Genomic DNA, 17,799 nt, shown 5'->3' on the forward strand with positions numbered 1-17,799 from the left:
TCGCTCCTTTAGTGGTTCGTGGTGTAGCTGTAGCCCACACCAATGGATTTGGTGAAGGGAATCAGCTGGTTCAGGTAAGTGTCCACGCCTTGGATCCGTTCGCCGACGTTGGACTTGGGTACAAACACCACGTCACCGCGTTGCAGCGCCACGGGCTTGCGGCCCAGTGCGCCGTTTTTCAGGTACTGGCTGAAATCGAGGAAGTAGGCGTGGTAGACGCCTTGGCCATCTTCACGCAGCAGGGCGACCATGCTCGCGTTGCCCACCGAGCTCACGCCGCCGGCACCGAGAATCGCCTGCTCCATGGTCGGGGCCGTGGCGATGGAGATAGCCGACGGGTTTAATACCGCGCCGCCGACGATCACCGTGTTGCCCGGCGCCTGGTTGATGTTCACCGTCACCCGAGGCTCGCGATACACCGGTGCGAGTTTCTGGCTCAGCTCGGCGGCGACTTCCGCCGGCGTGCGCCGCGCCACCTGGATCGGCCCCAGGAAGGGATAGTTGATCTTGCCGTCGTTCTGCACGGTGTACAGCGTCAGCTCGTAAATCGTGCTGACGTTGAACGCCGACAGGGTTGGCATTTCCCCGGCATCGCGGACAATCCGCAACTGGTCGCCGATGCGGATCCGCTCCACCGCCGGTGGCAGTTGGGCCATGCGATCGAGGGCCTGCTTGCCCTCGTCCACCGTCTTGCCATCGGGCGCGACGATCCGCGCGGGCGTATTGCAGGCGGCCAATGCCATCATGGCCAGGACGAGCAAGGTTCGTTTCATCAAAGGGGTCTTCCTGTAGGTCATGATGCTCACCTCCAATAACCGGGGAACATGCTGATGCGCCGCTTGAGGGCGAGGGGGAGCTGGCGCTCCAGATGGCCCAGCCGGTAGCCGAGCAATTTGAACGCGCTGCGCACCAGTACTTCGGGTACGCGGTGCAATGCACCGGCTTCGCGTAACGCTCGAAGCTCGGCCAGTACATAGCGTTTACCTTCACCGCCGGCATCGCCAAAAGCCTGGCGGATCCACGGCTCGCGGCCGTAGAAAACGCCAATGTCGAAGTAGCGGTGAAACTCATCCATGAGACGGTAATCGTGGGAGTGATAGACCAGGGCGGTGGCGGCGTAGCGCACCTTGTAGCCTTCCAGCAGCATGCGGGCGGCGACGTAGGCGTCCTCGCTGCCGATCACATCCGCGGGGAAGCCACCGACGGCTTGCAGGGCGCTGCGCCGGTACACCGAAAACGAATCCGAGCTGAAGCAGGTCTTGATCCCCAGCTCCGGCGCATCAGCCAGGCTTTTGCTGCGGCTTTGCGGCGGGTAATTGAAGTGGCGTGACTGGGCGCCCAGCACGCCGGCATCCGGGTGCGGCAACTGGCGGCCGTAAGCGACGCCGTTGAGCGGGTCCAGTTCCAGTTCGCCCACCAGGTTGGCGAACGTCTCGGGTTCGGCGGGGATCGCGTCCTGGGTCATGACGATCAGCGCGTCGCCGTCGACTTGCTCGCTGGCCCAGCGGCGGGTGCCGCCATGGTTGAAGTCCTTGGCATCGATCACTTCGACCCGTGCGCCGAACTCGCGAAAACGCGCCACGGTGTCATCGCTGGAAGCGCTGTCGACCACCAGGGTTTCGTCGGGTTGCAGGGTTTGCATGCGCAGCGCCGGCAGCAGCCGGTCGAGGTGGCTGGAAGCGTTGCGGGTCGGGATGATCAGGGCGGTACGCATCACTTCTTCACTTCGGCCGGAGCCCGGCCGTAGATGTCGTCAAAACGCACAATGTCGTCTTCGCCCAGGTACTCGCCGCTCTGCACCTCGATCATCACCAGGTCGATGATGCCGGGGTTGGTCAGGCGGTGCTTGTGCCCGGCCGGAATGTAGGTGGACTCGTTGGCGTTGATCAGGAATTCACGGTCGCCGTTGGTAATCATCGCCGCGCCGCTGACCACCACCCAGTGCTCGCTGCGGTGATGGTGCATTTGCAGGGACAGCGAGGCCTGGGGCTTGACCACGATGCGCTTGATCTTGAAGCGGCTGCTTTCTTCCAGCACGGTGTAGGTGCCCCACGGCCGGGTGACAGTGCGGTGCAGGCTGAATGCCGGATGGTCCTGGCGCTTGAGCTCGGCGACGATGTAGCGCACGTCCTGGCTGCGCTTGGCGTCGGCAATCAGGATCGCATCCGGGGTGTCGACGACGATCAGGTCGCGCACGCCCACTGCGCCCAACACGCGCTTGGGCGAGTCGATGTAGCAGTTGTGCACGTCATGCAGGATCGCCTGGCCATTGACCTGGTTGCCGTTGGCGTCGCTGGGGGTGAGTTGGCGCACCGCGTCCCAGGAACCGATATCACTCCAGCCGATGTCGCAGGGCACCACCGCCACTTGCGCGGATTTTTCCATCAGCGCCACGTCGATCGAGATGTCGGGCGCCGCGCCGAAACCTTCAGCGTTCAGCTCGCGCTGACGGCAACTGTTGTTGTTCAGGCTGTGGCCGTGCTCGAGGGCGGCCTTGGCGGCGTCCAGCACGGCGGGGGCGTGCAGCGCCAGTTCCTCCAGCAATGTACCGGCCTTGAAGCAGAACATCCCGGCATTCCACAGGTGCTTGCCGCCGTCCAGGTAGCCCTGGGCGGTGGCCAGGTCGGGCTTCTCGACGAAGCGCTTGACCCGGAACCCCTGGCCCAGCGCCTCGCCTTGTTCGATATAGCCGAAGCCGGTTTCCGGGTGGTCGGGCTGGATGCCGAACGTCACCAGGTAGCCGGCCTCCGCCAGTTCGCGGGCCTGGGTGACGGCATCGGCGAAGGCGCTTTCATCAAGAATCAGATGGTCGGCGGGCAGGATCAGCAACTGCGCCTCGCTGCCGAAGTTTTCCTGTACATGCAGGGCGGCCACGGCGATGGCGGCGGCGGTGTTGCGCCCGAACGGCTCCAGCAACAGGTCAAGGGCCAGATGGGCCTTGTTGACCACGCGGTAGTCATCGAGGGTGCGAAACAGCAGGTCGCGGTTGGTCACCGTCAGCACGCTTTCCACACCCGGCAGGTGACTGGCCCGCAGGAACGTCTTCTGCAGCAGGCTCTGGTCATCACGCATGCGCATGAAAGGCTTGGGCATGTTTTGCCGCGACACCGGCCACAGCCGGGTGCCCGAACCACCGGAAATGATGCAGGGAATCAAGCCGTTGAGGGTGTTCATCAATAGACTTCCTTGGTCGAAAGGACGGCCGGGACCGTCATGAAAACGATGTACAAGTCGAACCACACCGACCACTTCGAGATGTACTCCAGGTCGTACTCAACGCGTTTCTGGATCTTGAACAGGGTGTCGGTTTCACCACGATAGCCGTTGATTTGCGCCCAGCCAGTGATGCCCGGTTTTACCCGGTGGCGCGAGCTGTACTCGCTCACGGCAACTTCGTAGGGCACGCCGGCGGCCTTGGTCGCGGTGGCATGGGGCCGCGGGCCGACCATCGACATGTTGCCCAGCAGCACGTTGAACAGCTGCGGCAGCTCATCGATGCTGGTCTTGCGAATGATCCGGCCCACGCGGGTGATGCGCGGGTCGCCGCGGGTGGTCTGGCGGTCGGCGTTGAAGTCGCTCATCTCGGCGTACATCGAGCGGAACTTGAACACCCGGATCACGTTGTCGTTGTAGCCAAACCGGTTCTGGCGAAACAGCACCGGGCCCTTGGAGTCGAGCTTGATGGCAATCGCCGTGATCAGCATGATCGGCGAGAGTGCCACCAGGCCCAGGGTTGCCAGGATCAGGTCTTCACAGCGCTTGATAAACGGCGACCAGCCCCGCAGCGGCACGTGGGAGGTGTTGAACATCAGGATGCCGCCCACATCGGTGATACGGCTGTGGCCATAGCGCAGGGCCGCCATGTCAGGCACCAGCATGACGTTGACCGACATCTGCCGCAGGCGCTTTACCAGCCCGTTGATCCGCTGTTCGGCGGCCCAGGGCAGGGTAATCATCACCTGGTTGACCTGCTCGGAGCGGATCAGCTTTTCCAGGTCGCGTGTGTTGCCCAGCAGCGGCAGGTTGCTCAGTTCCTTGGGGATGCGCTCGGTGCGGTCGTCGATAAAACCGATCAGGCCGGAACGGATATCGCCGTTGCGCTGCAAGTGGTCGGCCACGTGCACGGCGGTGTCGGTGAAGCCGAGGATCACCGTGCGTTGCAGGTATTTGCCGCTGGCCATCAGGTTGCGGAACAGGCGCAGCATCACGATCCGCTCCAGCCCGAACAACGCAAGGCTGGTGATAAACCAGAACGCCAGGTTGCGCGGGCTCAACTGCGGGAACATCAGCAGAATCTGGTACATGAACAGCAGGATGCAAAAGGCCGCGGACCAGGCCACCAGCATGGTGCGAAACCGCAGGCGGTTGCTGAACAGCTCCTCGGAGTAAACCCCCATGGCCTGGAACAGAATGATCGTCAGGATCGCGAAAAACAGCAGCAAGCCGAGAAAGTGCGCGCGCAGTTCGGGGGCCATCGGGTCTGGATAAAACAGCAGGATCAGTGCTGGAAAAACGGCGGTGAGGCCGTGCATCAATTTTACGAAAACAACAAAGAACTCAATGAAACCGGCCCGGGTCAAAAACAGGCTGTCGACTGACGACTTCTCGCGCATAAAAACATCCCTCATTGCACACCAGGGCTTCCTTGTTCGGCTGCTCATCCATAAAGGCAGGGCTTGCTTTATAAGTGGCGCCAGACGAACGGTTACTTCGCTGGGTAATACGCAATTACCTATCTATCTGCAGGGAATTTGCGGGGTAATGGCTAAATGATGGTTCCCTTTTCGTCGCTCGTCAAGGTTTTGACTTTTTTATAAGACCTTCGGTCTAGACACGTCAGGTGCTCTTCCGCGTGACAGTTTGTTGACTGTCTTGGTCGGATTTCCGGGTTTTCCCGGAACAAAATGCTGGCGTTTTGGAGTGTAGGAACAAATTTGGGAAATTTCCTGCGGCTGAGGAAAACCTTTTTTTGACGGAGGTCGGATGCGGGGTTTTTCGGGGACAAGAGACGAGTGGTGAGGACGTGAGTCCGTCACCACATTGAGGCGGTACTAACCTTAAAAATTGCCTTTCAAACTGACGGTAAAGTTGCGCGGTTCGCCGTAGAAATTACCCCAGTCGGCCGTTCCCACCGTCTGATAGTAATTTTTGTCGAAGAGATTGTTACCGTTCAGCGCCACCGTCCATGTGTCATCAACCCGGTACGCCAACCGCGCATTCCATACCGCATAACCGGCTTGTTCCAGTTTGATGCCTTGAATTCGGTAGTTGCTGCTCTGGGCGTTGACGCCGGTGCCGACGCTCCATTTCGACAGTGTGCCGTCCAACTGATAATCGCCCCACAAGCGCAGCATGTGTCGCGGCACGTAGCTGTTTGCGACCGCGCCAATGGCGGCGCTGTTGATGTTGTTGAGATTCTTGGTCTGGGTGTAGGTGTAGCCGCCCGCCACTTGCAAGCGTTCCAGCAACTCGCCACTCAACTCGGCTTCGACACCTTGTGCGCGAACCTTGCCAGTGTCGGTGTAGCAATAGCCGTCTGCCGAGGTACCGCATTGGGTGGTGTAGTCGGTTTCGGCGGCGTTTTTCTCGATAGCGCGGAACAATGCCAGCGAGCTGTTGAGGCGCCCCTCAAACCATTCGCCCTTGATGCCCAGCTCGTAGTTTTCGCCGATTTTGGGCTTGAGGGCAGCGCCGGTCACCGTGGCGTTGGAGCTTTGTGGCTGGAAGATATCGGCGTAGCTGGCGTACACCGAAAGGTTGTCGTCGAGGTCATAGATCACCGCGGCGAACGGCGTGACTTCACCGGTTTCCTTGGTGCGTGCATCCTGCAGGGCCCATTCGCCCCAGGCGAGGTTATTCGACTGGCGGCGGTTTTCGAACCAACTGACGCGACTGCCGAGCACCACCATCAATGGCTCGGCCAGCCTCAGGCGCAAAGTGGCGTAGGTACCGTACTGGGTGGCGGTTTCCTTGACGGTGCCGCCCCGGTACATGTTGGGCCAGAAGGTATCGTTGGCGGGCTGCGGGAAGTGGTGGTTGGGCAGGAAGATACTTTGCCGGTCGGGCAGGCTCCGGATCGCGTAGACATCGTCCTGGGTGCCACGGCTGCCATTGGCGCCGATGATGAGTTCATGCTGCAAACCGAACGCTTCGAACTTACCGTCCAGGTAGGCATCCAGTCCGAAATCCCGGTGGTCGTAGTCAAACAGCGCGGCGTACATCTCGGCGGTTGGCGCCGGGTCACCGTACTTCACGGTGCCTTGGCTGGCGGCGTATTTGATGTCTTGCAGGTTGCGGCTGTTCACCGCCGTGACCTTGAGTTGCCAGTCGTCGTTGAAGTGGTGGGTGAGGTCGGCAAACAGCGTAGTGCGTTGGCTCTGCCAGTCGTTCCAGGCCTGGCCCAGGCAGGTGGAACGGCTCAGGCCGATGCTCTTGCCGTCGCTGTAGCGCGGCACGCCGCCCCAGCAGGGCGTTGCATCGACATCTTCGTAGCTGGCACCGATGCCCAGGGTGGTGTCGGGCGAGAGGTCAACATCCAGTGCGAGGTAAACAGCTTGGTCCTGGCGCTTGGAGACGTCCATGTACGAGCCACGGTTCTGTTGGCTGACCACGGCGCGGCCGCGTACGGTGCCGCTGTCATTGAGCGGGCCGCCGGTATCGACGTCGGCGCGGTAGTTGTCCCAGGTGCCGGCAGACAGCGACAGGCTGGTGGTGGGTTTGTCTTGTGGCCGCTTGCGCACGAAGTTCACCGCACCACTGGCGGTGCCGGCGCCCTTTAGCATGCCGGCCGCACCCTTGAGCACTTCCACCCGGTCATAGATCGCCATGTTGGCGGTGAAGCTGTCGGCCTGTACGTAGTCTTTGCCGATGTCCAACGGCACACCGTCGAACTGGTATTGGCCGAGCATCTTGAAACCACGGGAATAGAAATACTTGCCACCCATAGGTGAGTCGTAGGTGGTGATGCCCGGGGTGTGTTCCAGTAATTGATCGATGGTGGTGATGTTCTGGTCGTCGATCAGCTTGCGGGTCATGACGCTGACCGATTGCGGTGTTTCCCGCAGGCTGTGGGCGCCCTTGCCGATGGTCACCGCGCCGGTGGTGTAGGAACCGCTGCCGTCAGTGGTGACGCCGAGGTGTTCGCCGGTCACGGTGGTGGCGCCCAGGTTCAGCGCGCCGGTGTCCGCGACTTGCGGCAACAGCAGCCAGGTGTTGTTGCTCTGGCGTTGGGCTTGCAAACCCTGGCCCTGGATCAATTGGCTCAAGGCCTGTTGGCTGTCCAGTGCGCCGTTGAGGCCGGGGCTGGTCTTGCCGGCGACGCTGGTGGCGTCATAGGACAGGCTGATACTCGCCTGGCGCGCAAACTGGTCGAGCACCGTGGCCAATGGGCCGGGTGCAATGTTCCAGTCACGGGCCTGGGTGTCGCTGACAGGCGTTTGCGCCATGACCGCCAGGGGCAGGGCGCTGCCGTTCAGGCAGGCACCGAGCAGGGCGGCGTGCACCGCATGCTTGAGGGGAGAACGCTTGGAGGGGAACGCTTGCATGACCGCGGAATGCTCCTGAAGGAAGTGGACAGAATCGGCCTGTTGATCGGCCTTTCCTTACAGGTCGAGCGAAGATGAGAATTCACCTCATTTATTTTCGGAAGGTCATGCACGAGCGGCGACGGTCACCCAATAACGGCTGCGATAGGTGATGTTCACCGACAGTGTCTGTGCCACCAGGGTCAGGACCTGATCGGTATCGTCCAACTGGTAAGTCCCGGACACACGCAGGCTGGCGACCGCTTCGCTGCAGCGCACCAGCCCAGTGCGGTAACGGCTCAGCTCCGCGAGGAAATCGTCCAGACGCATGTTGTGAGCGCTGATCACACCGTCGCTCCAGGCCCAGGGATCCAGGCCCGTGGTGGCGGGTGGACGCAAGCCGTTTCGATCAAACAGCATCTGCTCGCCGGGCTGTATCACCCCACGTGCGCTGGCCTGATGGCTGTCGGCGAATACCGCGACGCTGCCTTTTTGCACGGCGAGCAAGGTGCCGTGGAGCTCCTCGCGCACCATGAACCGGGTGCCCAAAGCGCGCAGATAACCGTCGCGGGTTTGCACCCAGAAGGGCCGTGGCGCGCTACCGTCGGCGCCCATGTCGATCAGGATTTCACCTTGGCGCAACTGCACCAGACGTCTTTCGGTGTTGAAGACTGTGTCGATGGCGCTGGCACTGTTGAGCTGGATACGGCTGCCATCGTCGAGGGCGACCCAACGCCGCTCTCCGGTGGCGGTGCGGTAGTCGGCCAGCAGGCCGGGCAATGGCGTGTAGTCGCGGCCGAACCATGTCAGCCCTGCGGCACCGGCGAACAGCCCGAGCAACTTCAACCCTTCACGGCGGCTGATGCGTTGGCGGGCACCTTGCAAGGCATGGCGGCCGACCTGTGCCGGCAGCTGCGCAAACTCGTCACTCATCGACGAGACCCGTTGCCAGGCCTGCTGGTGATCGCCACTGGTTTCAAGCCAGCGTTCGAAGGCAGCGGTGGTGGCGTCATCGGCAATATTGAACCGCAGCTTGATCATCCACTGGATCGCCTGGTCCACCAATGGCGGATTAGCCTTCGGCATAACGCAACCGATAACAGGCATGCAGTGCCTTGGCCAGGTCGCGCTCCACGGTGGCCTTGGACACCCCCAGGCGCTGGGCGATCTGTTGGCAGGTCAAGCCGTCCAGTTGCGCCAGCAAAAACGCTTCGCGCACCCGTGGCTTGAGTTGGTCCAGCAGGCGGTCGATGCGCTCCAGGCTGTCGAGGATCAGCAGGCGGGTTTCTTCCGACGGCACCTCGACTTGCGGGAAATGCGCGAGACTCTCCAGATAGGCACGCTCCAGTTCGCGGCGGCGATACTGGTCGATCATCAGGCTGCGGGCGATGCTGCTCAGGTAGGCCCGGGGTTGCAGCAAGGCTTGCTGCTTGCGCGCATTGAGCAGGCGCACGAAGGTTTCCTGCGCCAGGTCGGCGGCGTGCTCACGGCAGCCCGTACGCCGGCTCAACCAGCCGCGCAGCCAGGAATGATGGGCATGGTAGAGCTGGCCGATGGCGGCATGATCCAGTGGGTGGTCGCTCGACATGGGCATCCTGGCGCGGGCGTCTTAATTGATAACGGTTCGCATTCTATGCGTTGGCCAGAGGATTGGGCAATCGTTGCCGTGTGGATTTGGCCGGATGCACAAACCCACACAGGCTTGACGGGGTTGTGGCTAAGCCTTGCGCAGGTGCAAACACTCAATCGAGCGGTCGACGGTGGTCTTGGCAATTTCCAGCAAATGCCACACCGCCAGCAACTTTGCCCGCTCGGGGCTTTGCAGCAGTTCGCCGCAGTCGAGGGCGGTGGCCGAGGCGCTGCTGAGCAGGCTGGCGGTGTAGAGCAGGGAGTCTTCGAAGCTCAGGTCTTCGTTGACGGTATGGAAGCCCTGGGAGGGCAGGTAATGTTCGAGGGCGCGATTGAAGGCAGCGCGGTTTTTGAGCAGGTCGATGGGTGGGTCGGGGACGGGTTTATTCATGGTGTAACTCCTTTTCGGTTAAGGAACCGACCCCTTCGCGACTAAACGTAGGGTGGCGGCTGTACGCAGGTTAGTCGACCGGCCGAAAAGGAAAAACCGGCGCACCCGAAGGTGCCCTGCGCACAGCCACCATAAAACCTCATGATGGGACATGCGCCTTTTCGGATCCGGGCGACTAAACCCGATCACTGATGAGCAGTGACGGGGCGAAGACTAGCCATCGGTTCCGGCAGGCACAAGGCCGAAAGATTGTCTCGGAAATGTCCCGCAAATCAAAGGGATTTACCCTGCTGGCCCTTTATTCATATCCGAATTGCCTCGCGAATTTTCCCCAAGGCTATTCTCAACGTCGCCAAGTCAATCGACCCCAGCGCCACCCGCAACGCATGCGGCACATGGGCCGTACAGGCAAACGGCTCGGCACTGGTGACCCGCACACCCTGGCCCTCAAGCGCAGCCACCACTGCATCCGCCCGCAGACCTTCCGGCAACACCAGCCACAGGTAATACGACGCCGGATGCGCAATCACCTCACACCCTCGCAAGACCTCCCGGGCCAGCGCCTGGCGTTGGCGCGCATCCTGGCGCTTGTGCTCTTCCAGTGCATCCACTGCGCCGGATTCTATCCAGCGGCACGCCAGGTTCACCGTGAGCGTCGGCGTGCTCCAGGTCGAGACACGGATCGCTTGCTCCAGCGCCGGCACCCACGCCTTGGGCGCGACGATAAACCCCACCCGCAACCCCGACGCCACACTCTTCGAAAGGCCAGACACATACACCGTGCGCAGCGGCGCATAAGTAAACAACGGCTTCGGTGCGGGCTCGGCGAGAAAGGCGTAGGCGCCGTCTTCGATCAGTAGAAAATCGTAGCGTTCAGCCAACGCTGCAAGGCGCTCCCGGTCGGCTTCACCCATCACTGTGCCCAGCGGATTGTGCAACGTGGGCATGCAATAAAAAGCCCGCACCGGGCGCCGTTTGCACAAAGCCTCCAGCGCATCCAGATCCGTATGCCCAGCCGGTTGCGGCAGCGGCTCCAGGTCGATGCGCTGGGACTGGGCCAGGGTTTTCAACCCGGGATACGTCAGCGCATCCACCGCCAATACATCCCCCGGTTGCAGCAGCGCCATCAGGCTGACGGCGAGGCCTTGTTGCGCACCGTTGACAATCAGCACTTGCTCGCCACTCACGCGAATCTGCCGATTGCGCAGGTGCCGCGCGGCGGTCTGTCGTTCATGGGCGCGGCCACCCTGCGGGGCGGAATGCAGCAGCGCATCGAGGTCGCCCGAGGCGGCAATGGCACGCAAACCGTCGCGCAGCATCTCGGCCTGGCCCGGCAACGAGGGGTAGTTGAGGCTCAGGTCCACGGTGCCCGGTTGCAGCGGTTGTTGCACCAGGCCCATGCCCCGCAGCAACGTGGTGTCGCGCACAAACGTCCCGCGTCCCGGTTCACCCACCACCAGGCCGCTGGCCTCCAGTTCGCTGTACACCCGCAAGGCAGTGGCGAGGGCGATGCGATGGCTGTTCATCAGGCTACGCAGGGTCGGCAACTGGGTGCCCGGCGGCAACTGGCCGGCGCGAATCCGCGTGGCCAGTTCATCGACGATCAGTTTGTAGCGAACCTGAGCCATGGTGCGTTCCTGTGCAAAGTGTATCTAGATCAATTTTTTGTTTGTATCAGGTGGGCTGATTAATCTACAGGCTTTCCCGGTGGATGGCTTGAGCATGATCGACCTCGCAACCCTGGCTGTGTTCTCTGGCGCAGTCCTGCTGCTGTTGTTATCCCCGGGCCCGAACATGACCTTCGTCATCAGCCACGGTGTGACCTATGGCTGGCGTGGCGGGGTGGCATCCGGGTTGGGCATCAGCGTGGCGGACCTGCTGCTCACGGCACTGACCGCAACCGGCGTGACCGCTCTGGTCGCCAGCTGGCCGCCGGCCTTCGACCTGATTCGCTACGCCGGGGTGTTGTACCTGCTGTGGCTGGTGTTCAAGACCCTGCAGAAAACGCCCGCCCTGGACACGGCCCACGTCAGCCGCGTGCCGCTGGGCCGGGTGTTTGCGCGGGCCATGCTCAACAGTTTGCTCAACCCCAAGGCGCTGCTGTTTTTCATGGTATTCCTGCCGCAATTCGTCAGCCCCGAGGCGGGCCCCATCGCGCTGCAACTGGTGCAACTGGGGATCATCCTGACGCTGATCAGCGGTGTGTTTCATGCCGTGCTGGGGATTTTTGGCGGGGCGGTTAGCCGGTTTTTTGCCGGCAAACCGGGGAGCGCAGGCTTACAGAAATGGGGCCTGGCAACCGTGCTGATGGTGCTGGCCGTGCGCTTGGCATTGATGTCTCGCCCGACGTGAAACATCACTCATAAAAGGACGTTACCCATGTACATCGCAGCCTTTATCTACAAGCCCGGCGAACGGGATGACGAGTTCCAGCGCCTCACGAATCTGATCGACGCACTGGCAGCAAGGCTGCCGGGATACGTGGGGGCCGAGTCGTGGCGTTCGGCGGATGGCGGGTTGATCAACGCCAGTTATTACTGGCGTGACGAGGCCTCCATTCGCGCCTTTGCCAGCCACCCGACCCACCTGGAAGCCAAGCGCCTATACCGCCGCTGGTACGGCGGTTATCACGTGGTGATTTCCAAAGTGGAACGGGCGTATGGGGACGGCACGATCGGGCATCTGGTGCCCGCCGACCGCCACGGGCGGGCGAACGCTTAACCCAACCTGGCCGCCGCCCGTGCCACGATTTCACCCCGGGTCTTGCGCGACTCGGCGGTGCGCTTGCGGGCTTCTTCCAGTACATGCGGCGGTGCGGTTTCCGGCCGGCCAGCATTGAACGGCGGCGCCGGGGCGTACTCAATCTGCAACTGCACCAGTTGCGCTGCCGCCTCGCTGTACAGCTCGGCGGCCAGGGTCAGGGCAAAGTCGATCCCGGCGGTAATCCCGCCACCGGTCAACAGGTTGCCGTCACGCACCACGCGCTCCTGCACCGGGATCGCACCGAGCGGTGCGAGCAGGTCGTGGTAGGCCCAGTGAGTGGTCGCGCGACGCCCGCGCAGCAAGCCCGCGGCACCCAGCACCAGGGAGCCGGTGCACACCGATGTCACATAGCGCGCGGTCTGGGCCTGTGTCTTGAGAAACGCCAGGGTCTGCTCATCCTCCATCAATGCCCCGACGCCAGAACCGCCGGGCACGCAAATCACATCCAGCGTCGGGCACTCGTCATAAGTGGTGCTGGGGGTAAATACCAAGCCGGTGCTGGAGGTGACCGGCGCGAGGTCCTTCCACACCAGATGCAGCTTCACATCCGGCAGCGATCCCAACACGTCGTAGGGCCCGGTGAGGTCCAGTTGCTGGATGCCGGGGAACAACAAAAAGCCGATCTGCAAGGTCATGGGGACTGCTCCTGATAAAGGGATGGACGGCTTCACTCTAGTCACCTAGGCTTTGGCGCATACGCCATTGAGCCCACGAATTACGCCAACATGCCCAGAATCATCAACGTGCTCGCCTTTCCCAATGTGCAGGTGCTCGACGTCACCGGGCCCTTGCAAGTATTTGCCTCGGCCAATGACCTGGCGCGCCAGCAGGACTTGCCGTTGCCCTATGCGGTCAGTGTGATCGCCGCGCAGGCCGAGCCGGTGATGACCTCGGCGGGCCTGGCCCTGGTGGCCGAGCCACTGCCGCCTGCCGATGCTCCGTGCGACACACTGGTGATTGCCGGCGGCTGGGGGGTGTACGGCGCCGCCGAAGACCCGGCGCTGGTGGACTGGGTTCGGCAAAAAGCCACCCAGGCCCGACGCATGACTTCGGTGTGTACCGGCGCCTTTCTGCTGGCCGCCAGCGGTTTGCTCGACGGCCGCCGCGTGGTGACCCACTGGACGCGCTGCGAAGAACTCGCGCGCAAGTACCCACAGCTGACGGTGGAGGCCAATCCGATTTTCATCCAGCAGGGCAACCTGTGGACCTCCGCCGGCGTGACCGCCGGTATCGACTTGTGCCTGGCACTGGTGGAAGAGGACCTGGGCCGCGCCGTGGCCCTGGAAGTGGCGCGGCACCTGGTGGTGTTTCTCAAGCGCCCCGGTGGGCAATCGCAGTTCAGCGTGACGTTGTCCCTGCAGAAAGGCGGTAACCGTTTTGCGGAGTTGCACGCCTGGATCGCCGAACACCTGACCCTGGAGTTGAATATCGCCACACTGGCCGCCCAGGCGGGCATGAGCGAGCGCAGTTTCGTGCGCCACTACCGCAGCGAGACCGGCCAGACCCCCGCGCGGGCGGTCGAGTTGATTCGCGTCGAGACCGCCCGCCGGCAATTGGCGGACAGCAGCGCGTCGATCAAGCGCATCGCCGTGCACTGCGGCTTTGGCTGCGAAGAAACCATGCGCCGCAGCTTCCTGCGGGCGGTATCGATCACACCCCAGGCCTACCGTGAACGGTTTTCCTCACCCGGTTGAGGTCGAGCCTGTTTGAACGAATAGGTACGTTTTTGTATCAAGGTGCTATGTTACTCACAGTCCATTGCGCAGTGTCTTGATCCCAGGCCTCTACGTCGCGGTTTTGAACCTTCCCGGCGTGCGCACAGCTCATGAATTCACTACCTCCTGTCCTTGTCGAACTACGCGCGGCGACCGCTGCGCTGCATCGACGCCTCGACACTCGGCTGCCTTTTTCCCGCATGGACCTGGCGTTGTACCGCGAGTTGATGAGCGCCTACTACGGCTTCTATCAGCCGCTGGAGCGCGCCCTGGCGCCGTGGGGCGAGATCATCCCGGACCTGGAGTGGGGGCGGCGCAGCAAAACTCCGTACTTGCAGGCGGATTTGCGGGCGCTGGGCCTGGAAAACCTGCAGATCGATGCCTTGCCGATATGCCCCGAACTGCCCGCCATCACCAACGTGGCCCAGGCCTTGGGCGCCCTCTATGTGCTGGAAGGCGCCACCCTCGGCGGCCAGGTGTTGCGCGACCTGATCGAGATCAAGATTGGCGTGGGCTCCACCAATGGCGGCGCGTTCATGAATGTGTACGGGGCCGAGACCAGCGCCCTGTGGCAGCGTTTTATGGCGTGCCTTTACCCGCTGCGAACCGCGTACGAGCGCGTGGAGGCGGTGAAGGTCGCCGAGTCGACCTTCCTGTGTTTCGAGCAGTGGCTGGACCGCTGCGGGGTGCTGCGATGACCACGGTCGATACGCTGATCGACGATTGCGCCAGCGAGCCCATCCATATCCCCGGCTCGATCCAGCCTCACGGGTTGTTGTTGACGCTGAGCGAACCGGCGCTTGAGGTGCTGCAAGCCAGCAGCAACCTGAGCGTCGCGCTGGGCCTGGACGCGCAACGCCTGTCGGGCCAGGCGCTGGCCAGTGTGCTGGGCAGCGAAGCGGCAGTACAGGTGAGTCGTGCCCTGGCAGACCTGGACGCCTTTGAGGAGGACGTGCATCAACTGACGCTGGATGGCTACGCCTACGACATCCTGCTGCATCGCCATCAAGGCCTGCTGTTTCTCGAACTGGAGCGGAGCCTCACGCTTGAGCACAGCGCTGTGAAGCAGCTGTCCCGAACGCTGCGCCGCTTGCAGTCGGCCAAGACGCTCGACAGCTTGTACCAGATCAGCGTGACCGAGATTCGTAGCCTCACCGGTTATGACCGGGTCACCTTGTACCGCTTCGAGCAGGAGGGCCACGGCAAAGTGATTGGCGAGGCCCTCAGCGACGGCATGCAGCCGTACCTGGGATTATGTTTTCCCGCGTCGGACATCCCGCCCCAGGCCCGCGAGCTGTACCGGCTGAACTGGATCCGCGCGATTCCCGACGCCGAGTATCAGCCGGTGCCGATCCTGCCGGCCCTGCGCCCCGACAACGGCCAGCCCCTGGACCTCAGCTTCGCCGTGTTGCGCAGCGTGTCCCCGGTGCACTGCCATTATTTGAAGAACATGGGCGTGCGTTCCTCCATGAGCATTTCGCTGCTCAAGGACGACCAGCTCTGGGGCCTGATCACCTGTGGTCACCGTGAGCCGTTGCGCGTGCCCCATGAACTGCGCACGGCGTGCACCAGCATCGGCCAGTTGTTGTCGATGCAGATCACGTTGCTCCAGGAGCAGCAGGAGCGCCGCCAACAACGTGACAAGGCCGCCATGGTCGAAGAGTTGGTCGCCGCCATGACCGCGGACCAGTGCGATGTGATGGAAAGCCTGTTGCCCTATGCGCAAACGCTGCTGAACCTGACCGCCGCCGGTGGCCTGGCGATACGGGTGGAAGAGCGCCTGCATGTGTTCGGCGTTTGCCCTGCACGTGCTGAAATCCACGCCTTGTACCAGTGGGTGCGCGGACAGGGCAAAGGCGTGGTGCACAGCCATCAATTGTCGGTGGACTTTCCCCCGGCGGCGGCCTACCAGGCCCATGCCAGCGGCCTGTTGGCGTTCTGCCTGCCCAAGCCGGTGGACAACGCGGTGATGTGGTTTCGCCCGGAGGTCCAGTCCTCGGTGGAGTGGAGCGGCCAGCCGGTCAAACATCAGGAACCGGGCAGCACGACCTTGAGCCCGCGCCTGTCGTTTGAGTTGTGGAAGCAGCAGGTCGACGGCAAGGCGCTGTATTGGTCGCTGTCGGAGCTACAGGCGGTGGAGAGCCTGCGGCGCAATGCCCTGGAGCATGACCTGGCGCGCCAGGTGCAACGCGAACATGCTGCGGTGCGGGCGCGTGACGAGCTGGTGGCGGTGGTATCCCATGACCTGCGCAGCCCGCTGACCATCCTGCTGATGCAATGCGGCATGATGCGCAGCATGGTGCCCGCCGAGGACAACAAGGCGAACCGGCGCCTCTCCACCGCGATTGAAACCATGCAAAACGCCACCGCCCGCATGAACACGCTGCTGGAAGACCTGATCGATATTTCGCGCATCGAGGCCGGGCGCTACAGCGTTTCGCTGCAACGGCTCGATGTGGCGGCAACCCTGGACCAGATCTGTTCGATGTGGCAACCGCTGGCGGCTGCCAAGGGTGTGGACCTGACTTGGCGCTCAGTGGACGGGCTGAGTGCCCAGGCCGACCCGGAGCGCTTGTTCCAGGTGTTTTCCAACCTGCTGGGCAACGCCCTGAAATTCACCCCGGTGGGCGGAGTGATCGAGGTGATTGCCGAGGCGGCGGGGGACGAAGTGCTGTTTCGGGTATGCGACAACGGCATCGGCATCGACCCGGCGCAACTGCCGTATATCTTCGACCGCTACTGGACCTCACGCGAGGGCAACCCCACCGGCAGCGGGCTGGGGTTGTACATCTCCCACGGCATCGTCGAAGCCCACGGCGGCACCCTGTGGGCTGAAAGCGTGGTGGGGCAGGGCAGCGTGTTCAGCTTCAGGATTTCGGCTGGGGGCTGAGGCTCAGCAGCTCGAAGATCGCCTCAAGGGTTGCCTGGGGCGCCTCCTGGGGAATGTTGTGGCCCACGCCGGCCAACACCTCGCGCCGATAAAACCCGCTGAAATTTTCCAGGTCGTCATCTTCGACCGGGGCCGGACCTACGCCGTCATCGGCGCCGCACAACGAGATGCTCGGTACTGAAATCGGCGGTGGCTGCACCAGGGCCTGCTCGATGCTTTCCAGCGCCGGGTCACCCGGTGCGTACATGAAGCGGTGCCGGTAGGAATGGACCACCACCTCGACAAAATCCGGGTTATCAAACGAAGGCGCTGTCTTGCCATACAGGCTCGGCCCTTCGGCCCAGGACGGCGACCAGAGCGCCCAGAGCAACTGGCAGAACTCGCGACGATTGGCGGTCAAGCCGTCGACGCCGCGTTGGGTATGAAGGTAAAACTGATACCACAGCCGATGCTCTGTTTCCGGCGCCCGAGGCTTGGTCGACGCAGCGATATCCTGAATGTTGTAGCCATCGCCCGTCACCAGGCCGCGCACCCGTTCAGGCCAAAGCGCCGCAACGATACACGCCGCGCGTCCGCCCCAGTCATAGCCCACCAGCGTGGCTTTTTCGATGGACAGGGCATCCATGAAATCCAGCAAATCCTTGGCCAGCGCTGCTTGTTGGCCGGAGCGCATCACCTGATCGTTGATAAAGCGCGTCGGGCCATAGCCGCGCAGGTATGGCACCAATACCCGGTAGCCACGTGCGGCGACCACCGGGGCGATCTCGTCATAGCCGCGAGGGTCGTAGGGGAAGCCATGCAGCAGGATCACCACCTCGCCGCCTTCCGGGCCATGGGTTTCGTAAGCGATATCGAGCATGGGCGTGCGGATTTGGAGGGTGGGCATGG

General features: G+C 62.6%; 16 protein-coding genes. 5 read left to right on the top strand and 11 right to left on the bottom strand.

Annotated features, from left to right (window positions below; all coding sequences use genetic code 11):
* Positions 1–8: 8 nt before the first annotated feature.
* The 9 genes from ACIOMR_RS19465 to ACIOMR_RS19505 all read right to left on the bottom strand — a co-directional run bounded on the left by ACIOMR_RS19465 (position 9) and on the right by ACIOMR_RS19505 (position 11,171).
* On the bottom strand, positions 9–773 hold the full coding sequence (locus tag ACIOMR_RS19465; protein WP_003208211.1) for a polysaccharide biosynthesis/export family protein: 765 nt from the start codon (positions 771–773) through the stop codon (positions 9–11).
* Between the two features lie 29 nt (positions 774–802).
* Entirely contained in the window at positions 803–1,714 is a 912-nt protein-coding gene (locus ACIOMR_RS19470; RefSeq protein WP_008434557.1) for a glycosyltransferase family 2 protein, read from the bottom strand.
* Positions 1,714–3,174: a mannose-1-phosphate guanylyltransferase/mannose-6-phosphate isomerase gene (locus ACIOMR_RS19475; protein ID WP_003208208.1), complete on the bottom strand. Its 1,461-nt coding sequence runs from the start codon at positions 3,172–3,174 to the stop codon at positions 1,714–1,716. Before ACIOMR_RS19475 ends, ACIOMR_RS19470 begins: the two co-directional genes overlap by 1 nt.
* Positions 3,174–4,613 carry an undecaprenyl-phosphate glucose phosphotransferase gene (locus tag ACIOMR_RS19480; protein ID WP_003208206.1) on the bottom strand — a complete coding sequence of 480 codons (1,440 nt, stop codon included), beginning with the start codon at positions 4,611–4,613 and terminating at the stop codon, positions 3,174–3,176. Before ACIOMR_RS19480 ends, ACIOMR_RS19475 begins: the two co-directional genes overlap by 1 nt.
* A gap of 444 nt (positions 4,614–5,057) precedes the next feature.
* Entirely contained in the window at positions 5,058–7,544 is a 2,487-nt protein-coding gene (locus ACIOMR_RS19485; RefSeq protein ID WP_008434551.1) for a TonB-dependent receptor, read from the bottom strand.
* A gap of 105 nt (positions 7,545–7,649) precedes the next feature.
* Positions 7,650–8,609, bottom strand: a complete 960-nt coding sequence (locus ACIOMR_RS19490; protein ID WP_401195868.1) for a FecR domain-containing protein — start codon at positions 8,607–8,609, stop codon at positions 7,650–7,652.
* Positions 8,596–9,111, bottom strand: coding sequence for a sigma-70 family RNA polymerase sigma factor (locus ACIOMR_RS19495; RefSeq protein WP_003208199.1), 516 nt, complete (start codon positions 9,109–9,111; stop codon positions 8,596–8,598). The genes ACIOMR_RS19490 and ACIOMR_RS19495 overlap by 14 nt, the downstream gene beginning before the upstream one ends.
* Positions 9,112–9,240: 129 nt before the next feature.
* A complete protein-coding gene (locus ACIOMR_RS19500; RefSeq protein WP_003208197.1) occupies positions 9,241–9,543 on the bottom strand; it encodes a DUF6124 family protein in 303 nt (100 codons plus the stop codon).
* A 302-nt stretch (positions 9,544–9,845) separates the two neighbouring features.
* Positions 9,846–11,171, bottom strand: coding sequence for a PLP-dependent aminotransferase family protein (locus ACIOMR_RS19505; protein WP_008434545.1), 1,326 nt, complete (start codon positions 11,169–11,171; stop codon positions 9,846–9,848).
* Between the two features lie 94 nt (positions 11,172–11,265).
* Between ACIOMR_RS19505 and ACIOMR_RS19510 the strand changes: the two genes are divergently transcribed.
* Together ACIOMR_RS19510 and ACIOMR_RS19515 are read left to right on the top strand one after the other, a co-directional pair.
* A complete protein-coding gene (locus tag ACIOMR_RS19510; protein WP_401195873.1) occupies positions 11,266–11,895 on the top strand; it encodes a LysE family translocator in 630 nt (209 codons plus the stop codon).
* Between the two features lie 27 nt (positions 11,896–11,922).
* The gene (locus ACIOMR_RS19515; protein WP_003208192.1) at positions 11,923–12,264 is read left to right on the top strand and encodes an antibiotic biosynthesis monooxygenase; all 342 of its coding nucleotides are present in this window, start codon (positions 11,923–11,925) and stop codon (positions 12,262–12,264) included.
* On the opposite strand, the gene inhA is transcribed toward ACIOMR_RS19515, so the two are convergent.
* Positions 12,261–12,941, bottom strand: a complete 681-nt coding sequence (inhA, locus tag ACIOMR_RS19520) for an isonitrile hydratase (protein WP_102369581.1) — start codon at positions 12,939–12,941, stop codon at positions 12,261–12,263. The genes ACIOMR_RS19515 and inhA overlap by 4 nt on opposite strands.
* 90 nt (positions 12,942–13,031) lie before the next feature.
* Between inhA and ACIOMR_RS19525 the strand changes: the two genes are divergently transcribed.
* The 3 genes from ACIOMR_RS19525 to ACIOMR_RS19535 all read left to right on the top strand — a co-directional run bounded on the left by ACIOMR_RS19525 (position 13,032) and on the right by ACIOMR_RS19535 (position 16,911).
* Positions 13,032–14,000, top strand: a complete 969-nt coding sequence (locus ACIOMR_RS19525) for a GlxA family transcriptional regulator (protein ID WP_401195878.1) — start codon at positions 13,032–13,034, stop codon at positions 13,998–14,000.
* Positions 14,001–14,131: 131 nt separating this feature from the next.
* Positions 14,132–14,719 carry a biliverdin-producing heme oxygenase gene (locus tag ACIOMR_RS19530; RefSeq protein ID WP_043225183.1) on the top strand — a complete coding sequence of 196 codons (588 nt, stop codon included), beginning with the start codon at positions 14,132–14,134 and terminating at the stop codon, positions 14,717–14,719.
* Positions 14,716–16,911 carry an ATP-binding protein gene (locus ACIOMR_RS19535; RefSeq protein ID WP_177040812.1) on the top strand — a complete coding sequence of 732 codons (2,196 nt, stop codon included), beginning with the start codon at positions 14,716–14,718 and terminating at the stop codon, positions 16,909–16,911. Before ACIOMR_RS19530 ends, ACIOMR_RS19535 begins: the two co-directional genes overlap by 4 nt.
* Here ACIOMR_RS19535 and ACIOMR_RS19540 read toward each other — a convergent pair.
* Positions 16,889–17,797 (bottom strand): alpha/beta fold hydrolase, encoded by a 909-nt coding sequence (locus tag ACIOMR_RS19540; protein ID WP_087695345.1) that lies wholly within the window; start codon positions 17,795–17,797, stop codon positions 16,889–16,891. The genes ACIOMR_RS19535 and ACIOMR_RS19540 overlap by 23 nt on opposite strands.
* Between the last annotated feature and the right edge of the window lie 2 nt (positions 17,798–17,799).

The sequence above is a fragment of the Pseudomonas sp. NPDC087814 genome, from assembly GCF_044742865.1.
Classification (GTDB): Bacteria; Pseudomonadota; Gammaproteobacteria; order Pseudomonadales; family Pseudomonadaceae; genus Aquipseudomonas.

Excerpts from the sequence above, each read along its gene's own strand:
- ACIOMR_RS19465 (WP_003208211.1), bottom strand. The coding sequence starts at position 773 with ATGAAACGAACCTTGCTCGTCCTGGCCATGATGGCATTGGCCGCCTGC.
- ACIOMR_RS19470 (WP_008434557.1), bottom strand. The coding sequence starts at position 1,714 with ATGCGTACCGCCCTGATCATCCCGACCCGCAACGCTTCCAGCCACCTC.
- ACIOMR_RS19475 (WP_003208208.1), bottom strand. The coding sequence starts at position 3,174 with ATGAACACCCTCAACGGCTTGATTCCCTGCATCATTTCCGGTGGTTCG.
- ACIOMR_RS19480 (WP_003208206.1), bottom strand. The coding sequence starts at position 4,613 with ATGCGCGAGAAGTCGTCAGTCGACAGCCTGTTTTTGACCCGGGCCGGT.
- ACIOMR_RS19485 (WP_008434551.1), bottom strand. The coding sequence starts at position 7,544 with ATGCAAGCGTTCCCCTCCAAGCGTTCTCCCCTCAAGCATGCGGTGCAC.
- ACIOMR_RS19490 (WP_401195868.1), bottom strand. The coding sequence starts at position 8,609 with ATGCCGAAGGCTAATCCGCCATTGGTGGACCAGGCGATCCAGTGGATG.
- ACIOMR_RS19495 (WP_003208199.1), bottom strand. The coding sequence starts at position 9,111 with ATGTCGAGCGACCACCCACTGGATCATGCCGCCATCGGCCAGCTCTAC.
- ACIOMR_RS19500 (WP_003208197.1), bottom strand. The coding sequence starts at position 9,543 with ATGAATAAACCCGTCCCCGACCCACCCATCGACCTGCTCAAAAACCGC.
- ACIOMR_RS19505 (WP_008434545.1), bottom strand. The coding sequence starts at position 11,171 with ATGGCTCAGGTTCGCTACAAACTGATCGTCGATGAACTGGCCACGCGG.
- ACIOMR_RS19510 (WP_401195873.1), top strand. The coding sequence starts at position 11,266 with ATGATCGACCTCGCAACCCTGGCTGTGTTCTCTGGCGCAGTCCTGCTG.
- ACIOMR_RS19515 (WP_003208192.1), top strand. The coding sequence starts at position 11,923 with ATGTACATCGCAGCCTTTATCTACAAGCCCGGCGAACGGGATGACGAG.
- inhA (WP_102369581.1), bottom strand. The coding sequence starts at position 12,941 with ATGACCTTGCAGATCGGCTTTTTGTTGTTCCCCGGCATCCAGCAACTG.
- ACIOMR_RS19525 (WP_401195878.1), top strand. The coding sequence starts at position 13,032 with ATGCCCAGAATCATCAACGTGCTCGCCTTTCCCAATGTGCAGGTGCTC.
- ACIOMR_RS19530 (WP_043225183.1), top strand. The coding sequence starts at position 14,132 with ATGAATTCACTACCTCCTGTCCTTGTCGAACTACGCGCGGCGACCGCT.
- ACIOMR_RS19535 (WP_177040812.1), top strand. The coding sequence starts at position 14,716 with ATGACCACGGTCGATACGCTGATCGACGATTGCGCCAGCGAGCCCATC.
- ACIOMR_RS19540 (WP_087695345.1), bottom strand. The coding sequence starts at position 17,797 with ATGCCCACCCTCCAAATCCGCACGCCCATGCTCGATATCGCTTACGAA.